Raw genomic sequence first — 23577 nt, forward strand, 5'->3', positions numbered from 1 at the left:
ATGCACACTTTGTTTTCACGTCCCGGCACCTGGGTGCCCCTGCTGGTGCTATTGGCGCTGGCCAGTGTGCCCTTGGTGGCGCAGGCCACCAGTCAGCCGTTTTATGTCGCATTCTTTGCCCGCATCATCATCTATGCGATCGCGGCCTGTGCGCTCAACATCGCGCTGGGCTTTGGCGGCCTGGTGAGCTTCGGCCATTCGCTGTTCCTCGGCCTCGGCGCCTATGCGGTGGGGTTGGCGTCCTTCCATGGCGTAGGCAACGGCTGGGTGCACCTGGTACTGTGCCTGGGCGTCTGTGCCTCTGTCGGCCTGGTCACTGGCGCCATCAGCCTGCGCACCAGTGGCATTGCCTTCATCATGATCACGCTGGCTTTTGCGCAGATGGGCTACTTTCTGTTCGTCAGCCTGAAGAACTACGGCGGTGACGACGGCATGGCCATCACGCTCACCAGCCGTTTTGGTCCGGTGGACCTGTCATCGGCCACGAGCGTCTACATCACGGCCTTCGTCGTGCTGGTGCTGTCGATCTGGTGCCTGGCCCGGCTGCGGGTAGCGCCGTTCGGCATGGTGATTCGCGGGGCCAAGCAGAATGCGCGTCGCGTCAGCGCGGCCGGCATTCCGGTGGTGCGCTACCAACTGCTGGCCTATGTGATGTCGGGCATGCTGTGCGGCGTGGCCGGCCTGCTGCTGGCCAACCTCAATGCCTTTGCCTCGCCCAGCACCCTAGCCTGGACGGTGTCCGGTGAGCTGATCGTCATCGTGGTCATCGGCGGCTTGGGCACGGTGTTTGGCCCCTTGATGGGCGCGCTGGTGTTCCTGGGTTTGGAGGAGGTGCTGAAGGGTTTTACCGAGCACTGGATGGCGATCTTCGGTCCGCTGATCGTCCTCGTCGCGCTGCTCGGCAAGCGGGGCATCGTCGGGCTGCTGCAAGACTGGGATGGAAGTGCCACGAACGCGAAAGGAACCCTCTGATGGCCAGCGTACTCCGCACCGACGCATTGACCAAGCGCTACGGCGCGCTGCTGGTGACCGATGCCGTGTCACTCGACATCGGAGAGGGAGAACTCCACGCGATCATCGGCCCGAATGGCGCCGGCAAGACCACGCTGATCAACCAGCTCTCGGGCGAGTTGGCCGCCGACGGTGGCAGCGTCTGGTTCAAGGGGCGCAACGTTTCCGCGCTGCCCATCCACGAGCGGGCCCGGCTCGGCCTGCTGCGCTCCTACCAGATCACCTCCATCTTCGAAGACTTCTCCGTGCTGGAGAACGCCACTTTGTCTGCACTCGCCTCGCGCCAGCATGCGTTCAAATTCTGGGCACCGATGCTGGCCAGCAAGGAGGCACGCCGTGTTGCCGAAGAGTCTTTGGAAGCCACCGGCCTCACGCACCGGCTGCATGCCGCCGCGGGCGACCTGGGTTATGGCGAGCGGCGCCAGTTGGAGCTGGCGATGAGCCTGGCGGCACAGCCGCAGTTTTTGCTGCTCGATGAACCCATGGCCGGCATGAGCGTGCAGGAATCGGCCGCCGTGGTCGCACTGCTGCAGCGCCTGAAGCGCCGCTACACCATCCTGCTGGTCGAGCACGATATGGATGCCGTCTTTGCCCTGGCTGACCGCATCAGCGTGCTGGTCTACGGCAAGGTCCTGTTCACTGGCACGCCGGATGAAATTCGCAACCACCCGGAAGTCCGCGCGGTCTATCTGGGCGAAGAAGAGGCAGAGGCCGCAGTATGAGCGCATTTCTATCTGTCCAAGGACTGCAAGCATCGTATGGCCATGCCCAGGCCTTGTTCGACATTTCCTTTGACGTGGCCGAAGGTGAAGTGGTGACGCTGCTGGGTCGTAACGGCATGGGTCGCTCGACCACGGTGAAGTGCCTGTTCGGCATGCTGCCGGTGCGCGGGGGTAGTGTGTCCGTCGCCGGAGCACGAGTTGATCACTTACCCTCACATCGCATTGCCAGGCAGGGCTTGGCTCTGGTGCCCGAGGGCCGGCAGGTGTTCCCTAACCTCAGTGTCGAGGAAAACCTGGTGGCCACCGCCCGTGACGACAAGAAGGGCGCCGGCCGGCGCTGGGATCTGCAGCGGGTCTACAGCTTTTTCCCGCGGCTGAAGGAACGCCGCAGCAACCTCGGCTCGCAGCTGTCCGGTGGGGAGCAGCAGATGCTGGCCATTGGCCGCGCGCTGATGACCAACCCGCGCCTCTTGGTGCTGGACGAAGCCACCGAGGGACTGGCGCCGGTGATCCGCAACGAGATCTGGCGCGCGCTGGCGGAATTGAAGAAGGATGGCCTGTCGCAAATCGTCATCGACAAGAACGTGAAGGCCTTGCTGGGCCTGGCCGACCGGCATGTTGTGATCGAAAAGGGCCGCGTGGTGTGGGGTGGCACGTCCGCCGAACTCCAGGGCCAGCCGGAAATCGTGCACCAATATCTTGGAGTTTGAAACATGGACCGCATTCTTCACACCTACTTCCGCAGCTCGGCGGCCTACCGCGTGCGGATCGCGCTGAACCTCAAGGGCCTGGAGGCCGAGCAGGTCTTCGTGCACCTCAACCGCCATGGTGGCGAACAGTTTGCCGATGCGTTCAGGGCGATCAATCCGCAGTCCCTGGTGCCGGTGCTGCGCGACGGCGACGTGCAGGTCAGCCAGTCGCTGGCCATCATCGAATACCTGGATGAGGTCTATCCGCAGACGCCCCTGCTGCCGGCACGTGCCGCCAACCGCGCCTTCGTGCGTCAGCTGTCGCTGGGCATCGCCTGCGACATCCACCCGCTCAATAACCTGCGTGTGCTGAAGTATTTGACCGGCGCAATGGGCGTGTCGGAAGACAACAAGGCGCTGTGGGTTGCGCACTGGATCTCGGTCGGTCTGCAGGCTTTTGAGGCGCAGCTCCAGCGGCGTACGCATTCGGGGAGCTTCTGCCATGGCGACACGCCGACGATGGCCGACTGCTGCCTGGTGCCCCAGGTTTTCAGCGCCCAGCGGTTCGGCGTGGACCTGTCCGATTGTCCGCTGGTGAACGGCATCTACGGGCGATGTGAACAACTCCCAGCCTTTACCGCGGCCCACCCTGCGCGCCAGCCGGACGCGGAGTGACCCGCTACTTGGCAAACCGTTTCCGCGTCAACGCCAGCGCAATCCAAAACGATCCCACCGCATATACCGCCAACACCGCCAGATGGCGTGCAGCTTCTGCAGGCCACTGGTCCATGAACAGCGGCCGGATCAAGGCCACGGCGTTCGACAACGGCAGCCAGTCAGCCACCACGCGCACCACCACGGGCAGTTGCTCCAGCGGGAAGAACACGCCGCTGAGAAACATCATGGGCGTGAGGAACAGCGTGAAGTAGTAGGTGAAGAAGTCGTAACCCTTGGCGAGTGCGTTGAAGATCAGCGCGATGCAGCTGAAGGTGATGCCTACGCCAAACAGGATGGGCCAGGCCAGGAATAGCTTGGGGCTGTGGCTGATGCCCAGCGCGAGCATCACGCCCATGATGGCGGTCACCGTGAATAGCGACTTGAATGCGGCCCACAGCATCTCGGCCAGCACCACGTCGTCCAATGCTACCGGGGCGTTCATGATGCCGTCCCACGTCTTTTGCACATGCATGCGGCTGAAGGCGGAGTACAGCGCCTCGAACGACGCGGCCTGCATGGCGCTCATGCAGATGGAGCCGCTGGCCAGAAACAGGATGTAGGGCACCTGCACACTGCCCGTGGGGCTAACGACCGTGATCTGACCCACCAGCGCACCCATGCCATAGCCAAAGGCGACCAGCCACATCAGCGGCTCAGCAATATTGCCCACCAGGCTAGGGATGGCCAGCTTGCGCCAGACCAGCAGGTTGCGCAGGAAGACGGGCCAGAAGCGGAACGAGACCTCCGGCGCGCGCCAGATGCTTTGGGGCTTGGGTTGGGTGTAAGTGGATGCAGAGCTCATATCAGGCGTCCTCGCGGATTTGGCGTCCGGTCAGTTTCAAAAACAGGTCTTCCAGGTTGGCCGGGCGGTGCAGGGTGCGCAGCTGCGGGTGGGCGGCCAGGCCTTGCAGCAGGGCGCCGGCATCCTGGGTGTAAAAAAACACGGTCTCGCCGCTCACCTCCACACGCGCAGCCAGGCTGCGCAGCGGGCCGTCCACCAGCGCCAGTGCGCCCACACCAAACACCTCCACCACGTCGGGCTCCAGGTGCTGGGCGATCAGCGCACGCGGTGTGCCCTCGGCAATCTTTTTGCCATGGTCCAGCACCAGCAGGCGGTTGCACAGGCGCTCGGCCTCGTCCATGAAGTGGGTGGTCAACAAAATGGACTTGCCCTGTTGCAGCAGCACCTGCAGGCGCTCCCACATCAGATGGCGGGCCTGCGGGTCCAGGCCGGTGGTGGGTTCGTCCAACAGCAGCAGCTTGGGGTCGTTCACCAGCGCGCGCGCCAGGCTCAGGCGCCGGCGCATACCGCCCGATAGTTCACCGGGTTTGGCGTTGGCCTTGTGGGTCAGCGCCGCAAACTCCAGCAGCTGCGGAATGCGCGCGCGGATGGCCGCGTCCTTCATGCCAAAGTAGCGGCCATAGACCAGCAGGTTTTCCGCGCAGCTGAAGTCGGGGTCCAACGTGTCGAATTGGGTGACCACGCCCAACTGGGCCTTGATGGCCAGCGCGTCGCGCGGCATTTCCAGACCCAACGCGTGGATGCTGCCGCCATCGGGCACGGTGTGGCCCAGGCACATGCGGATGGTGGTGGTTTTGCCCGCGCCGTTGGGGCCAATCACGCCCAAACATTCGCCCGGCGCGATCTCGAATGACAGGTCTTTGACGACTTCGGCGTCGCCGTAGCGCTTGTGCAAGTGCTGCACTTCAAACAGTTTTTCGTTCATGCGGCCATTGTGCCGCAGGGGCCGTCAGTCGGCTTGCAGCAGGCGGCCACGGCCTTGTGCCTTTGCCTGGTATAGCGCGCCGTCGGCACGCGCCATCAGGTCTGATAACTTGAGGTCGCCTGGTTGCAGCAGCGCCAGGCCGGCGCTGTAGTTCACCCGCATGTGGGGTTCCTGGATGCCTTCTTCGCGTAGCGCCAGGCGCAGGCGCTGCTCCACATGCAGGGCGGCAGAGCGGTCGGTCTGCGGCAGCAGCAGGGCGAACTCTTCGCCGCCAATGCGCGCGGCCAGATCGCTGCTGCGCCGGTTTTCTTCCAGCACGGCGCCGGTCATGCGCAGCACCTGGTCGCCCATCTCGTGGCCCTGGGTGTCGTTGATGCGTTTGAAGTGGTCCAGGTCCAGCAGGATCAGGGCCAGTGGCGTGCGGTGGCGCCGAGCCTGGTCAAACAGCGCGGTGGCGCGGTCGTCCCAACCATGACGGTTCAGCAGCCCGGTGACATTGTCGGTAAAGGCCTGTTCGCGTAGCTGGGCCTCGGCCTCTTCGCGCCAAGCGACCAGAATGGCCACGGTGGTGAGTACCAGTGCCACGTTGGCGGTGATCTGGGCCACGATGTTGACGACATGGGGCGCGTCAAAGCTGGGGTACAGCTCGGGGAAGAACGCACCCAGCACACCGCGGGCCAGATTGGCCACGGCAAACGCTGCGTAGCACAGCGCGATGAGCGTGCGCCAGCGCAGGCTGGCATCACCCTTGGGGAACAGGGCCGCGCGCGCGACGATGAGCAACTGCATGCCAAACAGCAGGTTGGCATAGCCCACGCGCCAGCTGTAGTTGCCAAACACCAGGGCGTAGCCAATGGGCATCGCGATGGCTAGGCCCACCAGCAGGCGCGGATAGGGGCGGGGGCCTAGCCATTCGCGCAGGGCGAAGAACATCAGGCAGTTGGCCAGCGAGCCAAACGCCATGGACACGGTGGAGAGAACAGGGTCCAACCAGTGTCCGCCAAAAAAACCGGAGCTGATGATGGCCATCCAGCCAATAGTCTGGCTCAGCAGGCTGAGTTGTGCCAGCTTAGCTGCACGGCTGATGTCTTTGCCCATAATGACTGGCAATGCGATCGAGACGGTGCTCAGGTTGAGCGCTGTCAGGACCAGGATGGTCAGGACACTGAGGTGCTCCATGCGCTTACTGGAAGGCTACTTCGGCAAAGCTGCGTAGCTTGCGGCTGTGCAACTTGTTCAGACTTTGCGCGCGCAGCAGCTCCAGCGCGCGGATGCCGATGCGCAGGTGCTGATCCACCCGCTCTCGGTAGAAGTGGTTGGCCATGCCGGGCAGCTTGATCTCGCCGTGCAGCGGCTTGTCGCTCACGCACAGCAGGGTGCCGTAGGGCACGCGGAAGCGGAAGCCGTTCGCGGCAATGGTGGCGCTCTCCATGTCCAGCGCCACGGCGCGGCTTTGGCTGAAGCGGCGCTGGGGCTGATTGTCGGGCAGCAGCTCCCAGTTGCGGTTGTCGGTGCTGGCCACGGTGCCGGTGCGCATGATGCTTTTGAGCGCCGCGCCCTGCACCTGGGTCACCTCGGCCACGGCTTTTTCCAGCGCCAGCTGCACTTCGGCCAGGGCAGGAATCGGCACCCACAGCGGCAGCTCTTCGTCCAGCACATGGTCCTCGCGCACATAGCCGTGGGCCAGCACGTAGTCGCCCAGCTGCTGGCTGTTGCGCAGGCCCGCGCAGTGGCCCACCATGATCCAGGCATGCGGGCGCAGCACGGCGATGTGGTCGGTGATGTTCTTGGCGTTGGCCGGGCCCACACCGATGTTCACCATGGTGATGCCTGCGTTGTCGGAGCGCACCAGGTGGTAGCCTGGCATTTGGGGCAGGCGGGGCGGGGCGGCGCCCAGTGCGTCGTTGGGCTCGGCGGCCAGGCCCACGCGGCGGGTGACCACGTTGCCGGGTTCGACAAACGCGCAGTACTCGCTGTGGGGGTCGGCCATGGCGGCGTGGCCCATGCGCACGAACTCGTCGATGTAGAACTGGTAGTTGGTGAACAGCACAAAGTTCTGAAAATGCTCGGGCCCGGTGCCGCTGTAGTGGCGCAGGCGGTGCAGCGAGTAGTCCACGCGCGGAGCGGTGAACAGGGCCAGTGGCAGCGCTTCGCCCGCCTTGGGCACATAGGTGCCGTTGGCAATGCCGTCGTCCATAGCGGCCAGGTCGGGCAGGTCAAACATGTCACGCATCAGCGTGCGGCGCTCGGCTGACATATTGCCCTCCACGTGATCGTGTTCGGCAAACGAGAAATGCACGGGGATGGGCTGGCTGCTGGTGCCAATCTCCAGCTCGACGCCATGGTTTTGCAGCAGCAGACTGAACTGCTCCAGGTAGTAGCCGCTGTACAGGTCGGGGCGGGTTAACGTGGTCTCAAACCGGCCGGGGCCGGCCACAAAGCCGTAGCTCAACAGGGATTTGTCGGCCGTAGGTGCGCGGGACACGGTGTCTGTGTGGATGCGCACCAAGGGGTAACAGGCCCGCACATGGCCTGCGCTGTCGTCGCCGGCCACAAAGCGCTGCATGGCCTGGCGCAGGTGCTGGATGCTGGAATCGTAGATGCGGGCTACCTGGGCCAGCGCGGCGGCCGGGTCGGTAAAACGGGCGGGGGCGATGAAGGGGGGCAGACTGGACATAGCCTATTGTGCCCCGTGATTGTTGCGCCGGTATGCGGTAGAGTGATGGGCAAGACGCTAACCAAGGGCCGTGGTGCCAGATCCCAAAGACCCCAAAGACTCTCGTTTTCAGGAAACCGGTTTCCCCTCATTGCAGTGGGAAGAGGAGGATTTGCCCACGCGTCCCATGCCGTTCCACGAGCGGCCGCTGCAGGCCCGCATTGACCACGAGATGGCCATCATCGCGCACCACCACATCCGCATCGCCCTGGCCATTGAGAAATTCTGGGGCCACCGCGACTGTGTGGAGTACCTGCAGACCCTGGTGCTGAGCGGCGGCTACAGCGACACCAGCCGCAACCGAGTAGGGTTCAAACCCGAAGTGTTGTCCGCCCTGATTAACCTGGCGGGGTTGCACCGGCTGGAATAGTGGGGGGCTGTAGCGCCGCACATGCGGCGCAGATGCAGGCCTGGCCCCGGCTGTCGGCGGGCACGCTAGCGAGTAACTCGGCGCTGAAGCTGGCCAGGGTGCACCAGCAGGGCGGCTGCTTCTGGCCGGTGGTACGTTCCACCTCCATCGCGCACAGGTTGCCCCGGCCGCACAGCGGGCACACTTCAGGGTTGGTGGGGCGTGGCGTGGACATGCCCCCAGTGTAGCCACCAGCGCTCTTTTTTTCAGCAAGGACACCTGCCGCCATGGCCATCGAAATCGAACGCAAATTTTTGGTCAACGGAACTGCCTGGCAGCAAGCCCCCGGCGTGCTGTACCGGCAGGGCTACCTGAACCGCGACAAAACCCGCACGGTGCGCGTGCGCGTGGCCGGTGACGCTGCGTTTCTGACCATCAAGGGCGTGAGCGTGGGCGCCACGCGGGCCGAGTTCGAATACCCGATCCCCGTAGCCGATGCCCAGGCCCTGCTGGCACTGTGCGATGGTCCGCTGGTCGAGAAAACCCGCCACGTGCTGAACCATGAAGGCACGGCGTGGGAGGTGGACGTGTTTGCCGGCGACAACGCGGGCCTGGTGGTGGCCGAGGTGGAGTTGGCGTCCGAAGACCAGCCCTTTGCTCGGCCCGACTGGCTGGGCGCAGAGGTGACGCACGACGCACGCTATTTCAACTCCAATCTGGCGAGTCATCCCTTTACCAAGTGGTGACACACGGGCGGAAAACTTTACATTTCTGCAACATGGCTGGTGCACAGTAGAGGCCAGCATCACTGGAGACTGACCATGCGCACCCTTCCTTCCTCGCTGGCCATCTGTGCCGCCCTGCTGTGCTACGCGGCGCTGGCCCAACAGAGCGCACCGCCCAAGCCGCCCGAAGGCCAGAGCAATGGGCAGGACCCCGCCCATCGCGGCCCACCGTCTGAGGCGCTGGCGGCCTGCAAGTCGCTGGCCAGTGGTGCAGCATGCAGCATGACCACCCCGCGCGGCACCTTGACCGGCACCTGCGGTGGCCCTGAGGGCAAGCCCCTGGCGTGCCGCCCCGCGCAACCACCCCAGGGCGATGGCCAAGGCAAGCCGCCACCCAAGCCAGCCAACTAGCAGGCGGTTTTGAAGGTAAATAGGTCGCTAGCCCCCGTGGAATATGCGCGAGTAGCTCCTAAATAAGGAGCGTTACACTGGGCGGCCATGAACACCAGCTTGTCTCTCCGCGGCTTGCGCTACTTGCTGCTGTGCCTGGGGATGCTGCTCAGCGGTTGCGGCGTGCAAAGCGTTTTCTACCACCCAGACCGCGTGCTCTACAGCACACCGACCGATCTGGGCCTGCGGTTTGAGGCGGTGAACTTTCGCAGCCAGGACGGCACGCCGCTCACTGGCTGGTTCATCCCCGCCGCCGGCTACGCCAATCCGCGTGACGCCAAGGGCACCTTGGTGCACTTCCACGGCAATGCGCAGAACATGACTGCTCATTGGCAGTACGTGGCGTGGCTGCCGCGCCGCGGCTACAACGTGTTCGTGTTTGACTACCGGGGCTATGGTGCGTCCCAAGGCGAACCCGAGGCCAAGGGCGTGTTTGAAGATTCCCGCAGCGCGCTGGACTATGTGCGCGCGCGTAAGGACGTGAACCCAGAGCGCCTGCTGGTGCTGGGCCAGAGCCTGGGCGGCACCAATGCCATCGCCACCGTGGGCAGCGGGAACCGAGCCGGCGTGCGGGCCGTGGCCATCGAGGCCACGTTCTATTCCTACAGCCGCATCGCCAGCGACAAGGTGTCAGGCGCCGGCATGCTGATGAACGACACCTACAGCGCCGCGAACTATGTGGACCAACTAGCTCCCCTGCCGCTGCTGCTGATCCACGGCACGGCCGACCCGGTGATTCCCTATGCGCACGCGGTGCTGCTTTTCGGCAAGGCCAAAGAGCCTAAGCGACAGATCACCGTGGAAGGTGGCGGGCACATCGAGGCCTTCACCCCACGCTTTGGTAGTACCTACCAGGATGCTGTGGCAGATTTCTTTGACGCGGCCCTCGGGCTGGGGCCAGCAAAGCCCTGAAGATATGAAAAACGCGTTGCACCACAATGGCAAGCACTATGAACACTTCGCCCTTTGCCCCCTGCGTGTGGCAGCTCTTGCACAGCCTGGACCGCACTACCCATCTGTTGCGCCTCGCGCAGCGCCACTTGTCTGCAGACGGTGCACCGCTGCACAGCGCGTTGCTAGCCGCACGGCTGGCGCCCGACATGCTCCACCTGGCGCACCAGGTGGAGGTGCTGGCTGATGGCGTGGTGGGCAGCGTGGCCCTGCTGGCGGGCGCGGACCACGTAGCCACTGGCAAAGTGTTCAACCGCGGAGAAGACTTGTTGCCCTACTTGCACTGGCGCACGTTGGATGACGCGCTGGACCGCGTTGCCATTGCGCAGAGTGAGGCGCAAGCCCTGGCGACTGTCGCGCACTGGGTGCAGCCCGACGCCGTGCTGACGGTACGCCGCCCCGGCAATGCGCGGCAGTTTGTGGCAACTGCTTTTGCCGAGCGCTACGCCGTACCCAACGCACTGTTCCACCTCTCCATGGTCTATGCGCTGTTGCGCGCCAACGGCGTGCCCATTGGTAAGGCCGACTTTGGTGGCCCCAACCCCTACACCGTGGTGAACTGAGGGCAGACCATGGCCCTCACACTGCACTACTGGATGTGAAGTACGCACCACAGCCTGTGCCCTACACCCTGGCCGTGTCGGATGTGGCTGCTAGTATTCGCGAAAAATTCGTTCCATGCGGTACCGCGAGGTGAACTGCACCCAACCGGAGGCACTCTTGACGATTACTTTCCCTCACCTACGTGTGATTTTTTTCGCCTGTGCCGCTGCGTACAGTGCTCTCTCTGTGTCAGTGCACGCGCAAGACAATTCGGTCGCCTCACGCATCGCCCGTGTGACCGTGTACTCCGGCAGTGCCACCGTGGAGCGTATTGCCAAAGTGCCTGCCGGGGCCCGTAGCATTACCCTGGATTGTTTGCCCGCATCGCTGGACGCGCAGAGCCTGCAGATCAACGCCGATGCCGGCGTGCGTGTGGGCGAGTTCAATGTGCGTACCCAGGACCGCGATGTCGTCACCGCTTGCGCCAGCCCGCTGGACGGGCGCATTCGTGAAATGGAAGACCAGATCGCCTCCATCAAGGCTGACATGGAGTCCTTGCAACTGGTGGAGAGCTACCTCAAGACCGTGGCGGTTGCCGGTGCTGCGGAAGGCGCCAACGGCCGACTGCAGCCGCTTACGCCGGCGCAGATCACGAGCACGGCCGAGGTCTTGCGCAAATCAGCCCAAGACACACACACCCGCTCCAACCAGTTACTACGCAAGCAAGAGGCGCTGGAGTTGGCCCTGAAGCCCCTGGTCGCGGAGCGCGAGCGAACCGCCGGCCAGCGTGCGCAAGTGGTGTCGGTTTCTGTGACTTTGGCCACTGAGCATGAAGCAGAACTCCGCTTGTCGTACCAGGTGCGGGGCACCGGCTGGCAGCCGACCTACCGCGCTACGCTGGACGCCACCAAGGCCACGGTGGTGTTGGAGCGCCAAGCCCTGGTGGCACAAAACAGCGGTGAAGACTGGCGCAACGTCGAGCTCACCTTGTCAACGGGCCAACCTGGGCGTGCGACCCAGGGCCGATTCCCGCGCCCCTGGACGCTGGACGTCGTGCAACCGGTCAAGCCGACTAACGCCGCCGCAAACTACGGCACATTCGCTGCGCCGCCGGCACCAGCGCCTGCGATCTCTCTCATGGCACAAAAGCGCGCCAACGCAGAGGAAGCCCTGCCCAGTTTCGACGTGAGCAGTGTTGACAAAGGGTTCTCCACCGAGTTCTCAGTGCCGCAGCGCATCACCGTGCCATCCAATGGCCAACGCATCACGCTCGCGTTGGGTGCGCACGCCGCGCCCGTCACACTTCTCACCCGTGTCGCCCCAGCAGTGGAGGAGGCTGCCTATTTGGTGGCAGAGCTAGCACCCCCGCCCGGGGTGTGGCCTGTGGGGTCTGCCAACTTGTACCGTGACGGCGCCTTTGTGGGCACCGGGCGCATCGACTTTGCCTCCGCGACCAACGCAGCCAGCAAAAGCAGCCTGGCTTTCGGGCGCGACGAGTTGGTCACCGTGCGTGCGCTGCCGCCACAAGATCTGACGGCAAGTGCAGGTTTCACGGGCTCCCGCACCGAGCGCCGTAGCCGCCACGCCTATACGGTGGAGAACCGCCATAAGACTGCGATCACGCTGCAGGTGTTGCACGCTGCGCCTGTTTCCCGCAATGAAAAGATCGAGATCGAGTCGCGTTACCAACCCCAGCTCACCGATTTGATTTGGAATAACAACCCTGGCACCGTGGCCTGGCAGCAGCCCCTTGCAGCGGGCGCGACAGCGCAGTTCAGTGCTGAGCACACCATTCGCTACTCCAAAGATATTGAAGTGCAGGAGCGTCAATAAAAGCCGGAATGAGATGCCGCGGTGCCGTTCAGTCGTCGACCGGCACGTACAGGTCGGACTTCATCGCATCGATCACTACGTTGGTGGTCATGCGAACGACCTGAGGGACTTCGGCCATCAGGCGGGCGGAGAGGGCGTCGTATTCTTTGACGCTCTTGCTCAGAATGACCATGACCAAGTCCACCGCACCGGTCACATAGAACAGCTGCTGCACTTCCGGTTCTTTGTGCACCCAGGCGCGGATGCGTGGCAGGGCTTCGTAGTTGTCCTTGAGCTCAATGCCAGCAATGAACTGCATGCGCTGCCCGATGACGTGCGGGTCCACAATCGCCACTTCTGCGGTAATCACCTTGTCGGCACGCAAGCGCCGCAGGCGACGCTGCACAGCGGAGGCTGACAGCCCCACCGCTTCGGCAATCACTTCAGCATTGACCTGGCAATCGCGTTGCACGAACTCCAGAATCTTCCGGTCAAAGGGGTCCAAAGGCGTTTCCATCGGGTCATTGTAGGCAACACGGGTGGTTGGTCGGAATCCGCGTGGGGATGGCCTTGTGCGCCGTTTTTCCGCGCAAACCGTGCTGATTACGCAGCCCGGCGTTATTTCTTTTGCGGAAACTTGAGCTTCCTTTGCGTCTCAAAAGCGCAGTTATGGTTGAACAAAGCGGCGTCTTGCGGTGGGATGCCCGAATGGAGAAATGAAGCATGAAGCGTCAGGTTTTGAAAATGGTGGTGGCCGGTCTGTGGATGGCCGCAGGTCTGGCTTGTGCGCAGGACGTGGTGCGCATCGGCACCTTGTCCGACTACCCTCCGTTTGAATACAAGGATGCGTCCGGCCAGCTCAAGGGCATGGAGATCGAGCTGGGCAACGCCATCTGCAAGCACATGCAAGCCAAGTGCGAGTACGTAACCATGGACTTTGACGCACTAATTCCTGCGCTGAAGGCCAAGAAGATCGATGCGGTGCTGGCGCAGATGTCCATTACGGACGAACGCAAAAAGGTGGTGGACTTCAGCGACCTGTTCACTCTGGCACCGGTGCAATACGTAGCCAAGGTGGGCTCCGGCATCAGCGAAGACCCCGCCACCCTGCGCGGCAAGACCGTGGGTGTCTACAGCGGCTCCAACCACGAGACCTACCTGAAGAAGCGTCTGCCCAAGGCCAAGTCCGGCATCGCCACCAAGTCCTACCCCAACCAGGATGCCATTTGGCTGGACCTGGAAGCTGGCCGATTGAACACCACCCTGACTGACACCACCGTAGCCTACGAGTGGCTGGTGAAGACCGGCAAGGCCAAAGGCTTTGATTTCGCCGGCAAGCCATTGAATGACGTGGAGATGTTCGGTGAGGGCACCGGCATCGCCGTGCGCAAGGGCGACGCCTTGAAGGCACGCTTCAACCAAGCCATTCAGAAAGTGCTGGCCGACGGCACCTTCGCTGCCGAAAACAAAAAGGTGTTCCCGTTTAGCATTGCACCTGCTAGCAAGTAATTGACAGGCCGCTACCGCTCTTGGTGGGCGGTGGTCGCGCTTTCCCGGAGTCGAGATGGATGTTTTGCAGGCCTACACGGGCCAGCTGCTGCAAGGTGCGCTGATGACCGTGCAACTGGCCTGCACCGCCCTGCTGTGTGGACTGGCGCTGGGCTTGTTGCTGGCGGCCTGCCAGCTCAGCCGGCATGGCTGGTTGCGCCGCCCGGTGGCGGTGCTCACTGGCGTGCTGCGCGGCGTGCCAGAGTTTTTGGTGGTGCTGGTTTGCTACTTTGGTCTGTCCAACCTCATCAACAACCACTTTGACAGCGCCTTTGACATTAGCCCGTTTTTTGCGGGTGTTGTGTCTCTCGCGCTGGTGTTGGGGGCCTATGCGTCTGAGGTGTTCCGCGGCAGCTTTGTGGCGCTGGAGCGCGGGCAACTGGAAGCAGCCCGTTCACTGGGTTTGAGCTCGGTACAAACGTTTTTTCTGGTGCGCCTGCCACAGGCCTGGCGCATCGCCATTCCCAGCCTGGGTAACCTCTGGCAGTCCCTGCTCAAAGACACGTCGCTGGTGTCGGTGGTCGGTCTGGAAGATTTACTGAAAAAGTCCAACATGGCGGCACAGGCTTCGCACCAGCCCTTTTTGTTTTTGATGGCGGCTGCCGTGATGTATTTCTGCCTATTGGCCCTTTCGGACCCATTGGTCTCCGCGCTGGAGCGGCGGGCACAGCGACCCTACCAGGCGCACCTCAGCTAGCCATGGACACCTGGTTCACCGACATCCTCGTCCTGCTGCAGGACAACCGCGCCGAATTATTGGAAGGCCTGGTCGTCACCCTGCAGCTGTGGGCCGCATCCGGTGCAGCCGGCTTTGTGCTGGCGTTGGGCCTGGCCCTGGGTGCTACCCAGGGCGGCCCGGCCGTGCGGCGGCTGGTGCGTGCCTACAGCGCGGCCTTGCGTGGCACTCCGTTGCTGGTGCAGATGTTTCTGCTGTACTACGGGCTCAGCCAGTTTGAATGGGTGCGGGCCTCGGCAGCGTGGGTGGTTCTGGAGGACGCGCTGTACTGCGGCCTGATCGCCCTGACGCTCAACATCGCCGCCTACATGGCAGAAGACATCCGCGCCGGTATTCTGGCCGTGCCGCGGGGGCAGCAAGAGGCGGCCCGTGCCTTTGGCATGCGGGGCTTCACCCTGCTGCGTCGCATTGTGCTGCCGCAGGCGCTGCGCATTGCCACCCCGGCCCTGGGCAATGAGGTGGTCTCCCTGCTCAAGGCAACGGCCTTGGTGAGCACCATCACTGTCTTCGACCTCACCGGTGTGGCCCGCCGCTTGTCGACCGAGTCGTACACCACGGATGCCCTGGTGCTGGCCGGCGTGGTGTACGGGGTATTGACCCTGCTGATTACCGCGGGTGTGCACCTGCTGGAGCTGCACCGCAAAAGCCACGCGGCCTGAGCTGCTTGTCCGCAGAAGGGCGCACTAGTTTGCCGCCGCGGCGCACGCGCTTTGGATAACCTGATGGCCGATTTTTGAACAATGCAAATCATGTTGAATCCCCTTGAGAGCTTTTTGGCTCACGACCGCCTGATGGTGCTGGACGGTGCACTGGCTACCGAGCTGGAGCGCCGCGGCGCAGACCTCAACGATCCGCTCTGGTCCGCCAAACTGTTGATCGAGCAGCCCGACCTCATTCGCGCCGTGCATGCGGACTACTTTGCCGCCGGTGCCGACGTTGCCACCACGGCCAGTTACCAAGCCACCTTTGAGGCCTTCACCCGCCGCGGCATGGGCCGTGCGCAGGCGGCTGACTTGATGCGCCTGTCCGTGACGCTGGCCTGTGAGGCGCGCGATGCCTTTTGGGCCAACCCGGCTAACCGTGTCGGTCGGATTCGCCCTCTGGTTGCGGCATCGGTGGGGCCCTACGGCGCCATGCTGGCCGATGGCTCGGAGTACCGCGGCCACTACGGCCTGGGCCGCGCCGCGCTGGCAGACTTCCACCGCGAGCGCTTGCAGGTGCTAGCCACCTCGGGCGCAGACCTGTTGGCCTGCGAGACCATTCCCTGTCTGGACGAGGCTCTGGCGATTGCCGATGTGTTGACCGAGCAGGGCAGCATCGCGGCCTGGATCAGCTTCTCTTGCAAAGATGGAACGCACAATGTTCAAGGCGAGCGCCTGGCAGATTGCGTGGCCGCGCTGGAGGCCTGCCCGCACATCGTCGCCATTGGCGTGAACTGCACCGCACCCGAGTACGTGGCCAGCCTGGTAGAGCAGGCCAAAGCCCACACCACCAAACCTGTGCTGGTCTACCCCAACTCCGGTGAACACTACGATGCAGACGGCAAGGTTTGGAGTGGTGCCTGCGACCAGGCTGCTGCGTACGCAGAGCATGCCGCGCGCTGGCAAGCCAAGGGCGCACGCCTGATCGGCGGCTGCTGCCGCACCGGCCCGGACGACATCCGCGCGGTGCGTCACATGTCCGCAGCTTGACACGTTACGCCGACTTCACCTTCAGGCGCCATGCATGCAGCAGCGGCCTGGTGTAACCACCGTTCAGTTGCTACATCACGGCGGCGGCCGCGTCAGCCCCTGGCCGAGCTGCGCGTGATCCGCTGCGCTGCCAGTGCCAGCCGTTCCCGCAAGGCCGGCGGCTCGAGCACCTCGAACTCGACATCCAGCACCAGCAGCCAGTAGACCAGCGAATCGAGCGCGTGGGTGCCGCATTGCAGCAGGCAGCGCTGCGCATCGCCGTCTAATGCCTCCAGCTGCGCGGCTGTGGCCGGAATGCGGGCGGCCATTTGGGCCAGCGGCGCGTGCAGGATCACCCGGGCTTGCTCCGCATGGGGCCCAAGCACCACGGAGCGTGCAACAAAGGCACGTAGATCGCCGCCCTCGGGGCCGACGCGCGGCGCAAAATGCCCGCCAACCGCTGCCGGGCCGGCCATGCGGTCGATGCGGAAGGTGCGCCAATCGCTGCGCGCCCGGTCCCAGGCCACCAGATACCAGCGGCTGCCGGTGTGGACCACGCCCTGCGGCTCGACCGTCCGGCGGCTGTGCCCGCCCTTCGCGTCCACATAGTCGAAGTCCAGGCCCAACTGGTCGCGGCAGGCACCGGCAAGGTCGGTCAACAGGCCCGCATCGACGCTGGGCCCGAACCCGTCAATGGCGTGCACCGCCGAGCGCAGCGCATCAGCGCGCTGGCGCAAGCGCAGCGGCATCAACTGTTCGAGCTTGACCATGGCCTGCAGCGCGGGTTCCTCGATACCGCCGACCCGGCCGGAGGCGGCGGTGCGCAGCGCGATGGCGACAGCCAGCGCCTCGTCATCGTCCAGCAGCAGCGGCGGCAGGGCCTGGCCCGGCCGCAAGGCATAGCCACCCGCGACGCCGCTACTGGCCGCAACCGGATAGCCCAGCTCGCGCAGCCGGTCGATATCACGCCGCAGGGTGCGCGGATGCACGGCCAGGCGCTCGGCCAGCTCGGGCCCGGCCCAGTGGCGCCGGGCCTGCAGCAGGGAAAGCAGGCGCAGCAGTCGCGAGGAAGCACTCAACATCGGGCCACTATAGCGGCCATTGAGGGCTGAATCTGTCCGCAATGCTTTCTACAGTGGCTCCCTCATCGGCGCTGTGTCGATGCATCAACAAGGAGAACACACGATGTCCATCGTTTTCAATCGTTTTGTACAGGCACCCCATGTCCAGCTGTACTGGCACCCCATGTCCAGCGCCACCCCCGTTGCCTGTGCGCTGGCCGAGCTGGGCCTTCCGCATGAGAAGGTCAAGATCGATATCCGGGCGGGCGAGCAGCACCGCCCGGACTTCCTGGCCCTGAACCCCAATGGCAAGGTGCCTACGCTGACGGTCGACGGCGCGCCAATGTTCGAGGCGCTGGCCATCCAGCTGTGGCTGGGCGAGACCTATGGGGCGGAGCGCGGGCTGTGGCCGGCGGCCGGCACGCCCGAGCGCCTGCAAGCCCTCTCGTGGTGTGCCTGGGCCTATGTCAGTTATGGCGCGGTGTTGACGCGGCTGCACCGCGCGACCTGCACCGCGCTTGATGAGGCGCTGCGCAGCAGCGCCCATGCCGACGCGGCCCGGGCCGAGCTGGATGGGCTGTTGGCCCTGCTCGATGCCCGGCTGGCGCGCCAGCCCTGGATGCTGGGCGATACGTATTCGCTGGTGGACCTGCTGGTGGGCTCGGTGATGGGCTACAGCGCCTATGTCGGCGCTCCGGTGGGCGACCACGCCCACGTGCAGCGATGGCTGGGCCAGGTCCAGGCGCGGCCGGCGATGCAGATCGAAGGCGAAGTCACTAGTGTCCGGTAATTTTCCCTCTCTCAAAACAGCTCAGTCTGAGCCTGGATGTGTGCGAAGTCATCGCCCTTAATCGCGTTGCTCACCATCTGGGCCATGGTGATCTTCTCGAACATATTGACCTCCACCAAGTGCAAAAAATTGCGTAATGAGATATCCGCCTCAAAGTCCTTGTGAGCAATCAAGGCTATGAGGTAGGTAGATACTGCGATCCAGATCTGCGACTTCACTGCGTTGAGTGAATTGCCAAAGAAATGCTTGACGTTCAAGTTCTGCTTGAGCCACTTGAAGAACAACTCCACCTGCCAGCGCTGCTTATAGATAGCGGCAATGGTCAGAGCCGGTAAGTCCATGCGATTAGTCAGGAACACCAGCTCCAGACAACTCACGGCGTCATAAAAGCGGACCCGACGCAAAGGAGCGGGATAACCCTTCTTGGAGCGCTCCCCGGTCAGCACAATCGTCTGGTCTGAGTACACGCCAGCCTTGGCATCGCTGGGACGTGTCTCAAGGCAATGGAAACTCAAGTTGTCTTTGGCGCGCACCACGAAACTGCATTCACGCTGCACCAGCCCGTACCACCGGGCAAAGTCCACATAGCCCCGGTCCAGTACCACGATGGAGCCTTTGGGCAGAGTCACACTGTCGAGCATGCCCACATCGCTGACCTTGCCGGTAGTGATGGTAAGCATGACTGGAATGGAGCCGCGCAGGTCGATCACCGTATGGGCCTTGATGCCCGCCTTGGTAGACCGAAAGTCAGCCCAGGGAAACAAGCTCAGGCACAAATCGATGGTGGTGGAGTCCATGGCATATAGCGGCTCCTTAAGGCCCAGGCCGATGTCGTGGTCTTGGTACAAAGCCAGGGCTATCTCGGTCAGACGCTGACCCAGTGCTTCGAACAAAGCTGCATCACGCCGCTCGTTGGCATCGGCCAGCGTGGAGCGTGATACCCGCTGGCGCAGGCCCACGTGGTAGAGCTTGGTACTTTGCGAGTTCAGACACGCGATCAGATCACGCAAGCCCTCTCTGCGGGTGAGCTGTGCGTAGGCCATGCAGATGAAGTGGCTCCAGGCCGTGAAGTCGCGGGTCCAGCGGTTGGACTGGTGCTTGTTCACTAGGTGTTCAAAGTGCTTGAATGGCACGACTGAGAGCAGTTGTGCAAATACCGTGCGCCCAGTGTTCATGGGGGAGGCCTCGACAAAAGAGGCCTCCACGGTACGCAACCAGGAGATGTGCGTTTGAAATCGTCCGAATCTCAAAACCGCTGCAAACCCGCAGCCAGCTTGGGTTTGCGATACTTCTGGTCAGAATTTACCGGACACTAGTGAGGCGAAGTGCCAAATGGGCCGCTAGCCCCCGTGAAATTTGCGTAAGCAGCTCCTAAATCAGGAGCGTCTTACGGGGCTTGCCGTTCAGGCCGCTGCCTTCACCTTCAACCGCCAGGCATGCAGCAGCGGCTCGGTGTAACCACTAGGTTGCTCCAGCCCCTTGAACACCAGCTCGGTTGCGGCCTTGTATGCCGATGAGGTGCTGAAGTTGCCGGCCATCTTCTGGTACAGCTTGTCACCGGCGTTCTGCTTGTCCACCACGGCGGCCATGCGTTCAAACGTTTCGGTGATTTGCGCTTTGGTGACCACCCCGTGGTGCAGCCAGTTGGCCATGTGCTGGCTGCTGATGCGCAGCGTGGCGCGGTCTTCCATCAGGCCCACGTTGTGGATGTCGGGCACCTTGGAGCAGCCCACGCCCTGGTCCACCCAGCGCACCACGTAGCCCAGAATGCCTTGGGCGTTGTTGTCCAGCTCTTGTTGCTTCTCGGCCGCGGTCCAGTTGGGGGTGGCGGTCACGGGAATGTGCAGCAGGCCGGCCAGCAGGGCGTCGTGCTCTTGCTTGGCATTGCGCTTGGCGTGGGTGGCTTCGATGTCCTTTTGCACATCACTGACCAGCAGCTGGTGGTAGTGCAGGGCGTGCAACGTGGCGCCGGTGGGGCTGGGCACCCAGGCGGTGTTGGCGCCGGCCTTGGGGTGGGCAATCTTTTGCTCCATCATGGCCTTCATGAGGTCAGGCATGGCCCACATGCCCTTGCCGATCTGCGCCTTGCCGCGCAGGCCGCAGCTCAGGCCCACCAGCACGTTGTTCTTCTCGTAGGCATGGATCCAGGCGCTGGCTTTCATGTCCGCCTTGCGCACCATGGGGCCGGCGTGCATGCTGGTGTGCATCTCGTCGCCCGTGCGGTCCAGGAAGCCCGTGTTGATGAAGGCCACGCGGCTTTGCGCTGCGGCAATACAGGCCTTCAGGTTCACGCTGGTGCGGCGCTCTTCGTCCATGATGCCCAGCTTGACCGTGCTGTCCGCCAAGCCCAGCATTTTCTCCACGCGGGTGAACAGTTCGGCGGCGAAGGCTACCTCGGCAGGGCCGTGCATCTTGGGCTTGACGATGTAGACCGAGCCCTTGCGCGAGTTGCGGATGGCGTCCTTCTTGGTCTTCTTCAGGTCGTGCAGGGCGATGGTGGTGGTGACCACGGCGTCCATGATGCCTTCGGGGATTTCCTTGGTCGTGCCGTCGGCCGCGGTGTAGGTGATGGCCGGGTTGGTCATCAGGTGGCCCACATTGCGCACAAACATGAGGCTGCGGCCATGCAGCTTCACGTCCTTCTTGCCATCGGGCGCGGTGTAGATGCGGTCGGCGTTTAGGCCTCGGGTGAGCGTCTTGCCGCCCTTCTCGAACTGCTCCACCAGCGTGCCTTGCAGAATGCCCAGCCAGTTGCCATAGGCCAGCACCTTGTCTTCGGCATCCACCACGGCCACGGAGTCTTCCAGGTCCAGGATGGTGGACAGCGCCGCTTCCAGCACCAAGTCGCTCACGCCGGCGGCATCCGATTTTCCGATGGGGGTGGCGCGGTTGATGATGATGTCCAGGTGCAGGCCGTTGTGCTGCAGCAGCACGGAAGATGGGTCTTTGGCCGCGCCTTGGAAGCCGATGAATTGGGCCTTGTCAGCCAGCTTGCTTGTGCTGCCGTCCTTCAACGTCACGACCAGATCGCCGCCCTTGATGGCGTAGCCCGTGGAGCCCACGTGCGAGCCCTTCTTCAGCGGTGCGGTGCGGTCCAGCACATGGCGTGCGTATTCAATGACCTTCTTGCCGCGCATGGGGTTGTAGCCCTTGGGGCCGACTTTCTCTTGGCCCTTGTCTTCGCTAATCACATCGGTGCCATACAGCGCGTCATACAGGCTGCCCCAGCGCGCGTTGGCGGCGTTCAATGCGTAGCGCGCGTTGAGCACGGGCACCACCAATTGCGGGCCGGCCTGCGTGGCCAGCTCGGCGTCCACATTTTTGGTGCTGATCTTTACCTTCTTGGGCGTGGGTACCAGGTAGCCAATCTTTTCCAGAAAGGCCTTGTAGGCAGGCATATCGCTGATGGGGCCGGGGTTGGCTTTGTGCCAGGTGTCCAGCTCGGTTTGCAGGCGGTCGCGCTCGGCCAGCAGGGCAATGTTCTTGGGGGCCAGGTCGGCCACGATGGCGTCAAAGCCTTTCCAGAACGCGTCGGGCGCTATGCCGGTGCCGGGCAATACCTTCTCTTCGATGAACTGGTGCAGGCTGGTGGCCACTTGCAGGCGGTGCGCGCTGGTGCGGGGGGTAGATGGTGCGTTGGACATGGGCGATGCCTTTCGAGAAAAAGAGAAATGGGTTGCCGGCGCCATAGGCCTGAGGCTAGTGGGCTACTGTATTCCATCCTTTGCGGGCCACTATATGGAAGAATATCAATCTATTTGTGACAAAACCAAAGGTATTCCATGCCGATACGCCACCTAGTCCTGTTGAAATTCAAAGCCACTGTGACCGCGCCCGAGATCCAAAAGATCGAGATCGGATTTGTCGATTTGCGCAGCAAGATCAGTGCCGTGCAAAGCTTGGAATGGGGCACCAACAACAGCCCCGAAGGCCTGGCCAAGGGCTTCACCCACTGCTTCAACCTGACCTTTGCCGACGACGCAGGCCGTGCGGTCTACCTACCGCACCCGGACCACCTGGCGTTTGTGGAGATTTTGAAGCCCACGCTGGACGACGTGCTGGTGCTGGACTACGCGGTGTAAGCGCCCATGAGCGAGAGCAAGCCTCTGCCGCTGGCCGGCATCCGCGTGGTCGAATTCACCCACATGGTGATGGGCCCCACCTGCGGTATGACGCTGGGCGACCTGGGCGCCGAGGTCATCAAGGTGGAACCGCTGGCCGGCGACAGCACGCGCAAGCTGCTGGGCAGTGGCGCCGGCTTCTACCCGCTGTTCAACCGCAACAAGAAAAGTATTGCGGTGGACCTGAAAAGTGCGAAAGGCCGCGAGATCGTGCTCAAACTCATCGCCACGGCCGATATCGTCAGCGAGAACTTCAAGACCGAGACCATGCAGAAGCTGGGGCTGGATTACGCCAGCTTGAGCAAGCTGGACGAGCGCCTGATCTATGTGAGCCACAAGGGCTTCTTGCCCGGCCCCTACGACCACCGCACCGCGCTGGACGAGGTGGTGCAGATGATGGGCGGCCTGGCCTACATGACTGGGCGCCCCGGCGACCCGCTGCGTGCGGGCAGCAGCGTGAACGACATCATGGGTGGCATGTTTGGCGCGATTGGCGCCATGGCCGCGCTGATGCAGCGCGCCACCACAGGCAAGGGGCAAGAGGTGCAAAGCGCGCTGTTCGAGAACAACATCTTTCTTGTTGCCCAGCACATGATGCAGTTCGCCGTGACCGGCAAGGCCGCCGCGCCTATGCCCGAGCGCATCTCGCCCTGGGGCATTTACGACGTCTTCAGCGTCAAGGACAACGAGCAGATCTTCCTGGCCGTGGTAGGCGACGGGCAGTGGAAGACCTTCTGCGAGGCCTTTACCTACGCGGACCTGTTTGCCGACCCACGCGTCACCACCAACAACGACCGCGTGCTGGCGCGCGCTTGGCTGATCCCTGAACTCCGCACGCGCCTGGCCCAGTTCAGCCGGGCCGAACTGTCGCAGCGCTTTGAACAGGTGGGCCTGCCGTTTGCGCCCATCACTGATCCACAGCATCTGTTTGACGATCCGCACCTGCAGCAAACGGGTGGCCTGGCGCCCATGGAGTTGCCCGATGGCCGCCAGACCCAGGTGCCGCTGCTGCCCATCACCCTGGACGGTGAACGCCTGGGCCTGCGGCTGGACCCGCCCAAGCTGGGCGAGCACACCGACGCGCTGCTGCAAAGCCTGGGCTATTCCGCGGGCGAGGTGGCAACTCTGCATGCGGAAGGCGTCGTGCTATGAAAACCGTAGCGGCGTATAGTGATTTTGGCCGTTAGCATGTATAAAGTGATTGCAACTCTGGAGATTCCACATGTCATACCTTAGGCG

The 23577-nt window shown here is 63.3% G+C and carries 26 protein-coding genes; 17 read left to right on the forward strand and 9 right to left on the reverse strand.

Annotated elements, in window-relative coordinates; all coding sequences use genetic code 11:
- The 4 genes from AC1DZ5_RS09660 to maiA are packed head-to-tail and all read left to right on the forward strand — an operon-like array spanning window position 1 to window position 3097.
- Entirely contained in the window at window positions 1-972 is a 972-nt protein-coding gene (locus tag AC1DZ5_RS09660) for a branched-chain amino acid ABC transporter permease (RefSeq protein WP_477888473.1), read from the forward strand.
- Window positions 972-1733, forward strand: a complete 762-nt coding sequence (locus AC1DZ5_RS09665; protein WP_477888475.1) for an ABC transporter ATP-binding protein — start codon at window positions 972-974, stop codon at window positions 1731-1733. The genes AC1DZ5_RS09660 and AC1DZ5_RS09665 overlap by 1 nt, the downstream gene beginning before the upstream one ends.
- On the forward strand, window positions 1730-2443 hold the full coding sequence (locus tag AC1DZ5_RS09670) for an ABC transporter ATP-binding protein (protein ID WP_477888477.1): 714 nt from the start codon (window positions 1730-1732) through the stop codon (window positions 2441-2443). The genes AC1DZ5_RS09665 and AC1DZ5_RS09670 overlap by 4 nt, the downstream gene beginning before the upstream one ends.
- 3 nt (window positions 2444-2446) lie before the next feature.
- Window positions 2447-3097, forward strand: a complete 651-nt coding sequence (gene maiA / locus AC1DZ5_RS09675; RefSeq protein ID WP_477888479.1) for a maleylacetoacetate isomerase — start codon at window positions 2447-2449, stop codon at window positions 3095-3097.
- A 4-nt stretch (window positions 3098-3101) separates the two neighbouring features.
- Here maiA and AC1DZ5_RS09680 read toward each other — a convergent pair whose 3' ends face one another.
- From AC1DZ5_RS09680 to AC1DZ5_RS09695, 4 genes are read right to left on the reverse strand one after another with little or no spacing between them, the layout of a single operon-like run.
- Window positions 3102-3941: an ABC transporter permease gene (locus tag AC1DZ5_RS09680; protein WP_477888481.1), complete on the reverse strand. Its 840-nt coding sequence runs from the start codon at window positions 3939-3941 to the stop codon at window positions 3102-3104.
- Window position 3942: 1 nt separating this feature from the next.
- Entirely contained in the window at window positions 3943-4866 is a 924-nt protein-coding gene (locus AC1DZ5_RS09685; protein ID WP_477888483.1) for an ATP-binding cassette domain-containing protein, read from the reverse strand.
- Between the two features lie 24 nt (window positions 4867-4890).
- Entirely contained in the window at window positions 4891-6045 is a 1155-nt protein-coding gene (locus AC1DZ5_RS09690; RefSeq protein ID WP_477888485.1) for a GGDEF domain-containing protein, read from the reverse strand.
- A gap of 4 nt (window positions 6046-6049) precedes the next feature.
- Window positions 6050-7543, reverse strand: a complete 1494-nt coding sequence (locus AC1DZ5_RS09695) for an AMP nucleosidase (protein ID WP_477888487.1) — start codon at window positions 7541-7543, stop codon at window positions 6050-6052.
- Window positions 7544-7616: 73 nt separating this feature from the next.
- Here AC1DZ5_RS09695 and AC1DZ5_RS09700 point away from each other — a divergent pair, with 73 nt between their 5' ends.
- Window positions 7617-7952, forward strand: coding sequence for a hypothetical protein (locus tag AC1DZ5_RS09700; RefSeq protein ID WP_477888489.1), 336 nt, complete (start codon window positions 7617-7619; stop codon window positions 7950-7952).
- On the opposite strand, the gene AC1DZ5_RS09705 is transcribed toward AC1DZ5_RS09700, so the two are convergent.
- Complete coding sequence (locus tag AC1DZ5_RS09705; RefSeq protein ID WP_477888491.1) at window positions 7921-8166, reverse strand: cysteine-rich CWC family protein; 246 nt, start codon at window positions 8164-8166, stop codon at window positions 7921-7923. The genes AC1DZ5_RS09700 and AC1DZ5_RS09705 overlap by 32 nt on opposite strands.
- A gap of 52 nt (window positions 8167-8218) precedes the next feature.
- Here AC1DZ5_RS09705 and AC1DZ5_RS09710 point away from each other — a divergent pair, with 52 nt between their 5' ends.
- The 5 genes from AC1DZ5_RS09710 to AC1DZ5_RS09730 all read left to right on the forward strand — a co-directional run bounded on the left by AC1DZ5_RS09710 (window position 8219) and on the right by AC1DZ5_RS09730 (window position 12433).
- The gene (locus AC1DZ5_RS09710) at window positions 8219-8677 is read left to right on the forward strand and encodes a CYTH domain-containing protein (protein ID WP_477888493.1); all 459 of its coding nucleotides are present in this window, start codon (window positions 8219-8221) and stop codon (window positions 8675-8677) included.
- 75 nt (window positions 8678-8752) lie between these two features.
- Entirely contained in the window at window positions 8753-9067 is a 315-nt protein-coding gene (locus AC1DZ5_RS09715) for a hypothetical protein (protein ID WP_477888495.1), read from the forward strand.
- 87 nt (window positions 9068-9154) lie between these two features.
- Entirely contained in the window at window positions 9155-10018 is an 864-nt protein-coding gene (locus AC1DZ5_RS09720; RefSeq protein WP_477888497.1) for an alpha/beta hydrolase, read from the forward strand.
- A gap of 38 nt (window positions 10019-10056) precedes the next feature.
- On the forward strand, window positions 10057-10620 hold the full coding sequence (locus tag AC1DZ5_RS09725) for a DUF1993 family protein (RefSeq protein ID WP_477888499.1): 564 nt from the start codon (window positions 10057-10059) through the stop codon (window positions 10618-10620).
- Between the two features lie 226 nt (window positions 10621-10846).
- On the forward strand, window positions 10847-12433 hold the full coding sequence (locus tag AC1DZ5_RS09730; protein ID WP_477888501.1) for a DUF4139 domain-containing protein: 1587 nt from the start codon (window positions 10847-10849) through the stop codon (window positions 12431-12433).
- A gap of 28 nt (window positions 12434-12461) precedes the next feature.
- On the opposite strand, the gene AC1DZ5_RS09735 is transcribed toward AC1DZ5_RS09730, so the two are convergent.
- Complete coding sequence (locus AC1DZ5_RS09735) at window positions 12462-12929, reverse strand: Lrp/AsnC family transcriptional regulator (RefSeq protein WP_310341015.1); 468 nt, start codon at window positions 12927-12929, stop codon at window positions 12462-12464.
- A 206-nt stretch (window positions 12930-13135) separates the two neighbouring features.
- Here AC1DZ5_RS09735 and AC1DZ5_RS09740 point away from each other — a divergent pair, with 206 nt between their 5' ends.
- The 4 genes from AC1DZ5_RS09740 (at window position 13136) to mmuM (ending at window position 16387) form a co-directional block, all read left to right on the forward strand.
- A complete protein-coding gene (locus AC1DZ5_RS09740) occupies window positions 13136-13921 on the forward strand; it encodes a transporter substrate-binding domain-containing protein (RefSeq protein WP_477888503.1) in 786 nt (261 codons plus the stop codon).
- Window positions 13922-13976: 55 nt separating this feature from the next.
- A complete protein-coding gene (locus tag AC1DZ5_RS09745) occupies window positions 13977-14657 on the forward strand; it encodes an ABC transporter permease (protein WP_477888505.1) in 681 nt (226 codons plus the stop codon).
- Between the two features lie 2 nt (window positions 14658-14659).
- On the forward strand, window positions 14660-15355 hold the full coding sequence (locus AC1DZ5_RS09750) for an ABC transporter permease (RefSeq protein ID WP_477888507.1): 696 nt from the start codon (window positions 14660-14662) through the stop codon (window positions 15353-15355).
- A 90-nt stretch (window positions 15356-15445) separates the two neighbouring features.
- A complete protein-coding gene (gene mmuM / locus AC1DZ5_RS09755) occupies window positions 15446-16387 on the forward strand; it encodes a homocysteine S-methyltransferase (RefSeq protein WP_477888509.1) in 942 nt (313 codons plus the stop codon).
- 92 nt (window positions 16388-16479) lie between these two features.
- On the opposite strand, the gene AC1DZ5_RS09760 is transcribed toward mmuM, so the two are convergent.
- Complete coding sequence (locus AC1DZ5_RS09760; RefSeq protein ID WP_477888511.1) at window positions 16480-17448, reverse strand: helix-turn-helix transcriptional regulator; 969 nt, start codon at window positions 17446-17448, stop codon at window positions 16480-16482.
- A 103-nt stretch (window positions 17449-17551) separates the two neighbouring features.
- Between AC1DZ5_RS09760 and AC1DZ5_RS09765 the strand changes: the two genes are divergently transcribed.
- The gene (locus AC1DZ5_RS09765; protein ID WP_477888513.1) at window positions 17552-18217 is read left to right on the forward strand and encodes a glutathione S-transferase family protein; all 666 of its coding nucleotides are present in this window, start codon (window positions 17552-17554) and stop codon (window positions 18215-18217) included.
- An 11-nt stretch (window positions 18218-18228) separates the two neighbouring features.
- Here the strand turns inward: AC1DZ5_RS09765 and AC1DZ5_RS09770 are convergent, their stop codons facing one another.
- Window positions 18229-19392 (reverse strand): IS4 family transposase, encoded by a 1164-nt coding sequence (locus tag AC1DZ5_RS09770; protein WP_477888515.1) that lies wholly within the window; start codon window positions 19390-19392, stop codon window positions 18229-18231.
- Window positions 19393-19620: 228 nt separating this feature from the next.
- Window positions 19621-21861, reverse strand: a complete 2241-nt coding sequence (locus AC1DZ5_RS09775; protein WP_477888517.1) for a malate synthase G — start codon at window positions 21859-21861, stop codon at window positions 19621-19623.
- 138 nt (window positions 21862-21999) lie between these two features.
- Here AC1DZ5_RS09775 and AC1DZ5_RS09780 point away from each other — a divergent pair, with 138 nt between their 5' ends.
- Window positions 22000-22299: a Dabb family protein gene (locus tag AC1DZ5_RS09780; RefSeq protein ID WP_477888519.1), complete on the forward strand. Its 300-nt coding sequence runs from the start codon at window positions 22000-22002 to the stop codon at window positions 22297-22299.
- 6 nt (window positions 22300-22305) lie between these two features.
- Complete coding sequence (locus tag AC1DZ5_RS09785) at window positions 22306-23490, forward strand: CaiB/BaiF CoA transferase family protein (RefSeq protein WP_477888521.1); 1185 nt, start codon at window positions 22306-22308, stop codon at window positions 23488-23490.
- The last annotated feature ends 87 nt before the right edge of the window (window positions 23491-23577 follow it).

The sequence above is a fragment of the Rhodoferax sp. P1_F3 genome (genome assembly GCF_056405715.1).